Raw genomic sequence first — 9,339 nt, forward strand, 5'->3', positions numbered from 1 at the left:
TCATAACGAATACGGGGTAGGGAAATGGAGCCAAGACTGCTCGACGAATACAACCGGGAACTGATCTACATGCGCGAGCTCGCTGGCGAGTTCGGGCGGCAGCACCCCAAGATTGCAGCGCGTCTGGGCATGCAGGTGGGCGAAGTCGCAGACCCTTCCGTCGAACGCCTGATCGAGTCGTTCTGCTTCATGGCGGCCCGTACCCAGATCAAGATCGATGCGGAGTTTCCGAAGTTCACTGAACGGCTTCTCGAAGTCATCTACCCGAATTACGTGGCGCCGACGCCATCCATGTCGGTGGCACGCATCTATCCGAGTCCGAAGGAAGAGAACCTGAACAGGGGGTTTCATTTGCCTCGCGGCACCATCTTCAAGGCACGCAAACCCGTGGGCGAGAAGACGGCGTGCCAGTTCCGCAGTGGACTGGATGTTACGTTGTATCCGCTGGGTATCTCCGAAGCAAAACTCACCGCGATTCCGCCCGACGTGATCGGACTTGACCGTTATGTTTCGCCTGACTGCCAGGTTCGGGGTGCCTTGCGCATCCGGTTCCGCACCACGAATGGCTCGCCGATCTCGGATCTTCAAGGCCTTGACCGCCTGCCGATCTATCTTGCCGGCGATGAGCAGGTGGCTTCTCATCTGTTCGAACTGGTGCATGCCACCAACGTTGCGCTGGTCATCGGCGAGCCGGGACAGTTCGGTACGGCGGGCGAGTCCTTGTCGGTTGTGAAGTCGAACCCGGTTGACTTTGAGGGCATCGGTATTGGCCAGGGACTTCTGCCACTCACCTGGTCAAAGTTTCACGGGCACAATCTGCTACATGAGTACTTCGCGTGCCCGAGCAGGTTTTATTTTTTTGCGCTGACCGGGCTCGCACAAGGATTCAGCCGCATCGCCGGTAGCGAAGTCGAAGTGATCGTGCTGCTGGACCAGCCCACCAGTCAGCTGACACATCTGGTTGATGCGTCGCGCTTCGCACTTTTTTGCACCCCGGTCGTGAACCTGTTCGAAAAGCGGACCGACCAGATCGAAATCCCGCGGGGCGAAGCTGAGATCAGGCTTGCGCCGTCGAAGCTGGAACCGCTTGACTACGAAATCTTTGCCATCCGGAAGCTATGCGGCCAGAAGACATCCAGTTCGGCTGAACTGGAATTCAGGCCGCTGTACCAGACGCTGAACAACGATGAAGGCAACTACGGCCGATACTTTTCGGGGCGCCGCGAGCGGCGCCTGGCGTCGGACAACAGCCGGCGGTATGGCACACGCACGCCCTATATTGGCACCGAAATGTTCGTCTCCCTGGTCGACCAGACGGAGGCGCCCTATAGTGGCGAAATCCGCTATCTGTCGGCGGACGCATGGGTGACCAATCGCGATCTCCCGCTGCTCGTTCCGCGCAACGGTGTGGACGACCTCGACGGAAACGACGAGGATTCGATCCTGTCGATCGGCCTGATCCGTCCTCCAAGTCCGCCGAGACCTCCCTATGCTGAGCGCGAGATGGCCTGGCGCCTGATCCGGCAGTTGAACTTCAACTATCTGCCGTTCAGCGACATGGATCACCGCGAAGGTGGCCAGGGCCTGCGCGATCTGCTCAGGCTTTTCCTCGCGAGTGACGATACCGAGCGTCAGCGCCAGGTCGAAGGCCTGATCGGGGTGAAAACGCGTCCCATCAACGCCATGTTGCCGGGTAACGGCCCGCTCGTCTTCGGGCGCGGTATCGAGTGTGTCTTCACCGTGGACGAGACCGGATTCTCAGGCGTGAGCCCCTATCTGCTTGGCCTGATCCTCGAGCACTACATGGCGCGGCATGTGTCGATCAACTCGTTCACGCGCACCGAGTTGCACTCAATGCAACGCGGCCGGGTCGCGCGCTGGCCCGTGCGCATGGGTACGCGCGGAGTGGCTTGATGCAGCGTACTCCGTTCAAGGCGCTGATCCAGGACATCGCCCTGTCCCAGCCGTTGCTCGACCACCTGCAGGCCGAGCCGTGGCGATATGGATTTCTCGCCCTGATGCGCCGTATCGGGGCCAGTCCAGCCATCGACCCGATCGGGACGGCCCGGCTGTCTCAGGCTGAACCTTACCGGGTGGGGCAGCAGGCGAGTCTTGTTTTCGCGCCGCGCGAGATCGCGAGCGTCAGCGTTGAACAAGAGCGCCTGAAGGTTCTCCTGGTCAGGCTCAGCATGCTCGGACCCAACGGCCCGCTGCCCATCCACATAACCGAGATTGCGCGTGAACGCAAGGAGCACCGGCGAGACCCGACGCTGTCCCACTACTTCGGCGTGCTGGTCCGGATGGCTCGGGCAGTCTCCTTCGCCTGAGCCTGTCACAGGCATGACTTTCGAGCCGGAGCGCTATGTGCCCCAGCTTCAACGCGACGCCGAAGCCCGTGCGGCCCGGCAGAAAAAGACTGAACCATGAGCAAGAGCGGAAAAAAAACCGGCCTGAAGCCGGGAGTCGAGGCGCCATGCACGATTGGATGGCGCCCATCTCGGGCGAGTCGCCGTGCGGCAGTGATCTCGAATACGATCCGGAGTTCGTCGTGTTGAGCGCAAGCGTCGCCGCAAAGGCCGCAGCTCAATATGGCGACTTCGTCGGTACGCCGGAGCCAGTGAACTGGAGCGATGTGGACAGGGACTGCCGCCGCCTGATGATGCGCAGCAAGGACGTGCGCCTGGCCGTGCTCTTTATCCGCGGCCGCACACGGCTCGCGGCCGCCACAGGCTTCGCGGAGGGACTGGGTCTGTTGGCCGGATGGCTGGCTGCATTCCCCGATCTGGTTCACCCGCAACTGGGTGTGGACGAAGATCGCGCGGTCGCGCTCGAAATCCGCATGAACGCGCTGCAATCGCTGGCCGATACCGACGGGCTGATCTCCGATCTGCGGGAAATCGCGCTAACGCGGTCGACGGCGACGCGCCTGCAGTTGCGCGACGTCGAGCGGGCATTCGCGCATCCCCGTCCGAGTGATACGCTGACACCGGAATCTGTGACAAGGCAGCTTGAAGAGTTGCGCATGCAGCGTCCCGAAGTCCTCTCTGGGTTCGACGATGCGTTAGACAGTTTGACGGCGATCGAAGACTGGTGCCACGAGCACCTGAGTGTCTACGCACCGGATCTCACCGCGCTCAAGCGGCTTCTTCGTCACATCGCGGTGCCGGCCAGCAGTCGCCCGGTGCAAGACGCCTCGGACGAAGAAAGGGACGAGCAGGAAGTGATCCACGAATCTGCGGAATTGGTTGAGCCGCCGACCACTTCTGATGAAAGTGAGGCAAGTACGTTATCCGAACCAGTACCTCCCCGCGCAGCCGGCAAGGCTTCCGATCGTCACTCAGCGCTTAACCTGATCCGTGAGGCACGACAGTGGTTCGAACTTCACGAGCCCAGCAGCCCGATTCCGGTATTGCTGAAGCGCGCCGAACAGTTTGTCGGTAAGCGATACGCCGATGTTGTTACCGCAATTCCTGCTGAACTACTGGCGCAGTGGGAGCGAGAGGATTAAACGTTATATTGGCGTTCCTCCAAACTATATCCAGTTTGAGCCGTCAAGCGAACTGCTGTGCTGCGAGGCCCTTGGGGCGATTGCCCGATTTGCCCACGGGTCTCATCTGGACTGGTTGCCGGGCGTGTTTCAGATCGATGTCGAAGATCCTCGGGATATCGCCGCCATGACCAGGGTTGCTACGCCGACTATTGGGAGGCACGGCGCCACGCGATCTCGGATGGAAGGCAATCAAACGTCTGCATCTCGTGATGCGATCGGTTTCAATCTCGAAGGAGTCGTCCATCGAACGCCGGCCACCGCGATTGTCGAGCGATCGGATCGATCGCAGCTTTGACGCAGTTGACGGTCACTACCGCATGCTTCCCATACTCATCCGCGTTCGGGCCTCGGGTGCAATCGAAGCATGGGGCAAAGCACGCTGCGCCGACGGCCAACCCGGCGCAGAGCTGGAGTCCGCACTTGCCGATCCGCAAAACGATCCATTCTCTTTTCTGACGGAAACCAGGCTTCTCGTCCTCACTCACACCCAACGAGACTGGCGGAAAAAAACGGGGAGTTTCTGGGGGGAATCGTTGTGTCCAGTGTGCCAAACATGGCGCTCTGGCTGCGCAAGGGTGCGCTGTATGAACCATACGGAATCGCTTCAGCAACTGCTCAAGATGACGGATGTGGCCTCCGACATGCCACTTGACGCGTCGACCACTGGCGCGCGGGCATTGTGTATTGTGCCGGGACTCTCGATGAGACACGGACCCGAGGGGATTGGCTTGCTCATGCTGTTCGAACATACCGCACTGCCGTCAGGCTCCGCAAACGAACGGTGGCTAACCTTCGTAGCGTCAAAAGCTTACAGGCCAGACGAGGAGTACTGGAGCGCACTGGTGCTGCGCGTGCGTGTCGAAAACGAACGCAGGTCCCTCCGTTATGCCATCGCAAAGTACTGGACGGACTCGGAGGGTTACGCGCCAGACGACGTGGTGGATGACTTTGGCTTCCCCGAATTCTGGAATCGCATGTTGAGCTACACGTTCAAGGTCTTGTCTCCCGACAGAGCAGGCACAGGTCAGGCTCGATACTGCCTACAGCAGCGCGCCGCGTAATTTCAGTGGTTCGGGCAAGCACGTAGATCGTCGAATCATATCTCAGTAGTACAGTTTTATATATAAAGGAAACCTGAATGAAAAATATATTCACCGTCGCCACCTGCGCCAGCCTGATCACGCTGCTCACAGCCTGCTCGAATCTCAATCGCGGCCATGAAGAGGCCCTTAACCAGGCGAGCGGCATCGAAGTAATTCAAGGTAAGGATGGCGTGCAACTGCGTCTACCCGAGAAGGTGCTGTTCGACTTCGACCAGTCCACGTTGCGCGCGGATGCCACCACTGCGCTCAATCGCGCAGTGGTGCTGCTCAAGCGTAGCGACAAGCCCGTGATCGTCGAAGGACATACGGACAATGTCGGCACGCACGAGTACAACATGCAATTGTCCGAAGCGCGCGCGAAAACCGTCGCCGATGCACTCGAAGAACGCGGCATCCCCCCCTCGCGGATCACGACGAAAGGTTTCGCATATGACCACCCGGTAGCAGACAACGATACGCCCGAAGGCCAGGCGAGGAACCGGCGCACGGAGATCGTGATCGTCGGCGAGTCGGAGGCACGCATCATGGGCAGGTAAGGGGATCTACCGGCCTGACGCCCACCCAGTTGGCAGCTCCGGAGCATCTTGACAAATTCTGACTCTGCAGTTATTTTGAATTCGACAACGTCTCTCCGGAGCCCATCGCGATGGACCACTACACGCCGAAGAATTTCATGCTCACCGAAAGCGTGGGGTTTGCGCTCACGAAGGCGCGTAATCTGATCACATCGGAGATGGATGCGGCGCTGAAGGGTCTCGACATTACGAGCCCGCAAATGGGCATTCTGCTGTCGATCAGCAGGGGTGTCGCCACGACGCCCTACGCCCTCTCGAAACTCCTCAGCGTCGATACGGGCCTGATGACGCGCCTGCTCGACAAGCTGGAAGACAAGGGGCTCGTCGAGCGCTCGCGCTGCGTGGAAGATCGCCGGGTGGTGAACCTCGCGTTGACCGCGGAGGGCCAGGCCGCTGCCGCGCAGATTCCGGACATCGCACCCAAGGTGCTCAACGCACGACTGCGCAAATTCACCAAAGCTGAATTCGACGAACTGCGCAGGCTGCTGAGCAAGTTTATTGGCGAATGAACTCAGCGATGGCGAGGTAGCACGCGCGGCGCGCCTACTTCAACCGCCCCGCCAAAAACTGCTGCAATCGCTCGCTGCGGGGCGCATTCAGCACCTCGCGGGGATCGCCTTGCTCTTCGATCTTTCCCTGGTGCAGAAAGACGACGTGATTCGAGACATTGCGTGCGAACCCCATTTCGTGCGTGACGACAATCATCGTGCGGCCTTCTTCCGCCAGCGCCTGCATCACTCTCAACACCTCGCCGACCAGTTCAGGGTCCAGCGCCGAGGTCGGTTCGTCGAACAGCATCATTTCGGGCTCCATCGCCAGCGCGCGGGCAATCGCCACACGCTGCTGCTGACCGCCGGACAGGTGCGACGGATACTTGTGCTCGACGCCAGTCGACAGACCCACCTTGGTCAGGTACTTGCGGGCGCGGGCCTCGGCTTCGTCGCGGCTCAGGCCCAGCACGCTCACGGGCGCTTCGATGATGTTCTCCAGCACATTCATGTGTGCCCACAGGTTGAAATGCTGAAAGACCATCGAGAGGCGCGTGCGCATCGCCCGCAGTTGCTTCGGGTCGCTCACGCGCAGAGACCCGCTGCGGTCGGGGCTCGTGCGGATTTCTTCGCCGTTCACCGCGATACGGCCCGAGCAGGGCGATTCGAGGAAGTTGATGCAACGCAGGAACGTGCTCTTGCCCGAGCCGCTCGACCCGATCAGGCTGATCACGTCGCCGGCTTTCGCCTTGAGCGATACGCCCTTCAATACCTCGTTCTCGCCGAACTTCTTGTGCAGGTCGTCGACAATCAGCTTGTACATGCTCAATACACTCCATCAGGACTAACAGCGCGTCAGTGCCCTTGCGGTTTCAGGTAGGCCAGCATGCGGGTTTCCATGCGGCGGAATGCCCAGATCAGGGCGAAGACGATCGACGCGTACAGCACGGCCGCGATGCCGTAAGCCTGAAACGTCATGTAGGTGGCGGAGTTCGCATCGCGCGCCACTTTGAGGATATCGGGCACGGTTGCGGTGAAGGCGAGCGTGGTGGCGTGCAGCATCAGAATCACTTCGTTGCTGTACGCGGGCAGGGCGCGCCGCAGGGCAGAGGGCAGGATGATGCGCGTATAGAGCTTGAATTTCGGCATGCCATAGGCGAGGGCCGCCTCGATCTCGCCGTATGAGGTTTCGCGGATCGCGCCGGCAAAGATCTCGGTGGCGTAGGCGCACTCGTTCAGCGTGAACGCGAGCAGCGTGCAATTCATGGCACTGCGAAAGAATTCGCCGAGCAGCTCGTGAGTATGGACGTAGTGCAGGCTGTAGAGGCCGGTATAGCAGAGCAGCAACTGAACGTAGAGCGGCGTGCCGCGAAACACATAGGTATAGAGCCAGACGGGCCGCGAAATCCAGGGATTGCGCGACGCGCGCGCGATGGCGAGCGGCACGGCGAGCGCAAAGCCGAGCACGATCGAAACCACCAGCAGCCAGAGCGTGATGACAAGGCCGCTGTAATTGAAACCGTCGCTGTACAGATAGTTGGGCCAGTATTGCCGAAGCAGTTCGATCACAGCGCAGCCCTCCGCACGCCGGTCGAGTAGCGCTTTTCGAGGCGATGCAATGCCAGGTTGGAAACGGTGGTGATCGCCAGGTAGATCGCACCGGTGACGAGCGTGAAGAAGAAGAACGCCTGCGTGGCCTTACCGGCGTCCTGCGCGGCCTTCACCACGTCGGCGAGACCGATGATCGAGACGAGCGCCGTGGCTTTCACGAGCACCTGCCAGTTATTGCCGATGCCGGGCAGCGCGTAGCGCATCATCTGCGGGAACAGGATGCGCGTGAAGACGCGCCGCGAGCTCATGCCGTAGGCAAAGCCGGCCTCGATCTGCCCGCGCGGCACGGAGAGGAATGCCCCGCGAAAGGTCTCCGTGAAATACGCGCCATAGATGAAGCCGAGCGTGATGACGCCGGCCACGAATGGGTCGATGTCGATCTGGTCCATGCCGAGCATGTCGGTCAGGTCGTTCAGCCAGATCTGGATGCTATAGAACAGCAGCAGCATCAGCACGAGGTCGGGTACCGCGCGAATCAGCGTCGTGTAGAGCGTGCCGATGCGCGAGACCACGCGGTTGGGCGAGAGCTTCGCCGCAGCGCCGGCGAGACCCAGCAGGAATGCCGCGGCAAGCGAAAGCACCGCGAGCTTGATGGTTTCCCACGTGCCCGCGAGGAGCAGCGGGCCGAAGCCTTGAAAAAGCATGGATGGATCCTCGATTACAGGGCAGGCGCCGCGCGGCCGCGCAGCACCGACTCCTTTGATGCGGATGCAAACGGCAAGGCTCAGCCGCCGTAGACGTCGAAGTCGAAGTACTTCGACTCGATCTTCTTGTACGTGCCGTCCTTGATCATGTCGGCAATCGTTTTGTCGATTTTGGCCTTCAGATCGGCATCGTCCTTGCGCAAGCCGATGGCCGCCGCGCCGGTCGGGATTTCCGGTCCGGCGAACGCGAAGTCGGCGCCGCGCGGCGTCTTGAGGAAGCCGAGGTCGGCCTGGATTTCGTCTTGCAGCGCGGCGTCGAGGCGTCCCGACTGCAGATCCAGATAGACCTGGTCCTGGTTCTGGTACGGCACGACGTTGACACCCTTAGGCGCCCAGTTCTCCTTGGCATAAGTCTCCTGGATCGAGCCTTGCTCGACGCCCACTGTCTTGCCCTTGAGCGACGCGACGGTCGGCTGCAGCACCGAACCCTTCTTCGCGACGAGACGCGTAGGCGTGTTGAACAGTTTCGCGGAGAAGGCGATCTGCTCTTCGCGCTGCGGGGTGATCGTCAGCGCGGAGAGCACACCGTCGAACTTCTTCGCCTTGAGGCCGGGGATCATGCCGTCGAAGTCCTGCTCGACCCACACGCACTTCGCATTCATGCGCCGGCAAATCTCGTTGCCGAGGTCGATGTCGAAGCCGACGAGCTTGCCGTCGGCCGCCTTCGATTCGAACGGCGCGTAGCTCGCGTCGGTGCCGAAACGGATGGTGGACCAGTCTTTCGCATAAGCACCACCGGCAGCGAGGGCAAGGGCGACGCACAAGGCAAGTTTCTTCATGAAGTCTCCGGGAAGGATTGTCGACACAGCATCAAGTTGTCTATACAAATTAACGGTACTCTCGATGGCCAACAATCGGTGTTATTACCGAGACAAGCGTTCGCGCCACAATCGAAAGGCCAAGTAATGGAAGCGCCAGAAAGACGATTTGCGGGTATACGCGGAGCTTTTTCTACTTGTCTATACAAGCCTCATTCTGTAATCTGCCAGTCATCTTGTCCAGACAACTTGATCGCCATGATTAAACTGACTCCCGGCCACCTGACTCTTCCCCAACTGCGCCAGATCGCCCGCGCAACCGACAAAAACGGGGTGACGCTCGAACTCGATCCGGCAAGTTTTGCCGCCATCGACGCGTGCGCCCGCGCCGTTGCCGAAATCACCGCGAAGGGCGAGCCCGCTTACGGCATCAATACCGGCTTCGGCCGCCTCGCAAGCACCCACATTCCGACCGACCAGCTCGAACTGCTGCAGCGCAATCTCGTGCTCTCGCACGCCGTGGGCGTGGGCGAGCCGATGGCGCGCCCGG

The 9,339-nt window shown here is 60.6% G+C and carries 11 protein-coding genes and 1 pseudogene; 8 read left to right on the plus strand and 4 right to left on the minus strand.

The features are described from left to right. The first annotated feature begins 24 nt into the window (after nt 1-24). The 7 genes and pseudogenes from tssF (at nt 25) to V8683_RS27800 (ending at nt 5,737) form a co-directional block, all read left to right on the plus strand. Entirely contained in the window at nt 25-1,914 is a 1,890-nt protein-coding gene (gene tssF, locus V8683_RS27770; protein WP_411193011.1) for a type VI secretion system baseplate subunit TssF, read from the plus strand. Further along, nucleotides 1,914-2,291, plus strand: a pseudogene (locus V8683_RS27775) (type VI secretion system baseplate subunit TssG); the annotation flags it as partial. The gene tssF and the pseudogene V8683_RS27775, both read left to right, overlap by 1 nt. A 182-nt stretch (nt 2,292-2,473) precedes the next feature. After that, nucleotides 2,474-3,508, plus strand: coding sequence for a type VI secretion system protein TssA (locus V8683_RS27780; protein WP_411193541.1), 1,035 nt, complete (start codon nt 2,474-2,476; stop codon nt 3,506-3,508). After that, nucleotides 3,453-3,845: a hypothetical protein gene (locus V8683_RS27785; protein ID WP_411193012.1), complete on the plus strand. Its 393-nt coding sequence runs from the start codon at nt 3,453-3,455 to the stop codon at nt 3,843-3,845. Before V8683_RS27780 ends, V8683_RS27785 begins: the two co-directional genes overlap by 56 nt. A gap of 289 nt (nt 3,846-4,134) precedes the next feature. Further along, nucleotides 4,135-4,611 carry a hypothetical protein gene (locus V8683_RS27790; RefSeq protein WP_411193013.1) on the plus strand — a complete coding sequence of 159 codons (477 nt, stop codon included), beginning with the start codon at nt 4,135-4,137 and terminating at the stop codon, nt 4,609-4,611. Between the two features lie 77 nt (nt 4,612-4,688). Beyond that, nucleotides 4,689-5,189, plus strand: a complete 501-nt coding sequence (locus tag V8683_RS27795) for an OmpA family protein (protein ID WP_411193014.1) — start codon at nt 4,689-4,691, stop codon at nt 5,187-5,189. A 110-nt stretch (nt 5,190-5,299) separates the two neighbouring features. Further along, complete coding sequence (locus V8683_RS27800; RefSeq protein WP_411193015.1) at nt 5,300-5,737, plus strand: MarR family winged helix-turn-helix transcriptional regulator; 438 nt, start codon at nt 5,300-5,302, stop codon at nt 5,735-5,737. Nucleotides 5,738-5,771: 34 nt separating this feature from the next. Here V8683_RS27800 and V8683_RS27805 read toward each other — a convergent pair whose 3' ends face one another. The 4 genes from V8683_RS27805 to V8683_RS27820 form a co-directional block, all read right to left on the minus strand. Further along, nucleotides 5,772-6,539 carry an ABC transporter ATP-binding protein gene (locus V8683_RS27805; RefSeq protein ID WP_411193016.1) on the minus strand — a complete coding sequence of 256 codons (768 nt, stop codon included), beginning with the start codon at nt 6,537-6,539 and terminating at the stop codon, nt 5,772-5,774. A 32-nt stretch (nt 6,540-6,571) separates the two neighbouring features. Continuing rightward, nucleotides 6,572-7,285 carry an ABC transporter permease gene (locus V8683_RS27810; RefSeq protein WP_411193017.1) on the minus strand — a complete coding sequence of 238 codons (714 nt, stop codon included), beginning with the start codon at nt 7,283-7,285 and terminating at the stop codon, nt 6,572-6,574. Further along, on the minus strand, nt 7,282-7,971 hold the full coding sequence (locus tag V8683_RS27815; protein WP_411193018.1) for an ABC transporter permease: 690 nt from the start codon (nt 7,969-7,971) through the stop codon (nt 7,282-7,284). The genes V8683_RS27810 and V8683_RS27815 overlap by 4 nt, the downstream gene beginning before the upstream one ends. Nucleotides 7,972-8,051: 80 nt before the next feature. Next, nucleotides 8,052-8,810 (minus strand): ABC transporter substrate-binding protein, encoded by a 759-nt coding sequence (locus V8683_RS27820; protein WP_411193019.1) that lies wholly within the window; start codon nt 8,808-8,810, stop codon nt 8,052-8,054. 237 nt (nt 8,811-9,047) lie between these two features. Between V8683_RS27820 and V8683_RS27825 the strand changes: the two genes are divergently transcribed. Beyond that, nucleotides 9,048-9,339, plus strand: a 292-nt coding sequence (locus V8683_RS27825) for an aromatic amino acid lyase (protein ID WP_462880704.1), incomplete at its 3' end; no start/stop codon positions are given.

The sequence above is a fragment of the Paraburkholderia sp. AV2 genome, from assembly GCF_054968425.1.

Excerpts from the sequence above, each read along its gene's own strand:
- tssF (WP_411193011.1), top strand. The coding sequence starts at position 25 with ATGGAGCCAAGACTGCTCGACGAATACAACCGGGAACTGATCTACATG.
- V8683_RS27780 (WP_411193541.1), top strand. The coding sequence starts at position 2,474 with ATGCACGATTGGATGGCGCCCATCTCGGGCGAGTCGCCGTGCGGCAGT.
- V8683_RS27785 (WP_411193012.1), top strand. The coding sequence starts at position 3,453 with ATGTTGTTACCGCAATTCCTGCTGAACTACTGGCGCAGTGGGAGCGAG.
- V8683_RS27790 (WP_411193013.1), top strand. The coding sequence starts at position 4,135 with ATGAACCATACGGAATCGCTTCAGCAACTGCTCAAGATGACGGATGTG.
- V8683_RS27795 (WP_411193014.1), top strand. The coding sequence starts at position 4,689 with ATGAAAAATATATTCACCGTCGCCACCTGCGCCAGCCTGATCACGCTG.
- V8683_RS27800 (WP_411193015.1), top strand. The coding sequence starts at position 5,300 with ATGGACCACTACACGCCGAAGAATTTCATGCTCACCGAAAGCGTGGGG.
- V8683_RS27805 (WP_411193016.1), bottom strand. The coding sequence starts at position 6,539 with ATGTACAAGCTGATTGTCGACGACCTGCACAAGAAGTTCGGCGAGAAC.
- V8683_RS27815 (WP_411193018.1), bottom strand. The coding sequence starts at position 7,971 with ATGCTTTTTCAAGGCTTCGGCCCGCTGCTCCTCGCGGGCACGTGGGAA.
- V8683_RS27820 (WP_411193019.1), bottom strand. The coding sequence starts at position 8,810 with ATGAAGAAACTTGCCTTGTGCGTCGCCCTTGCCCTCGCTGCCGGTGGT.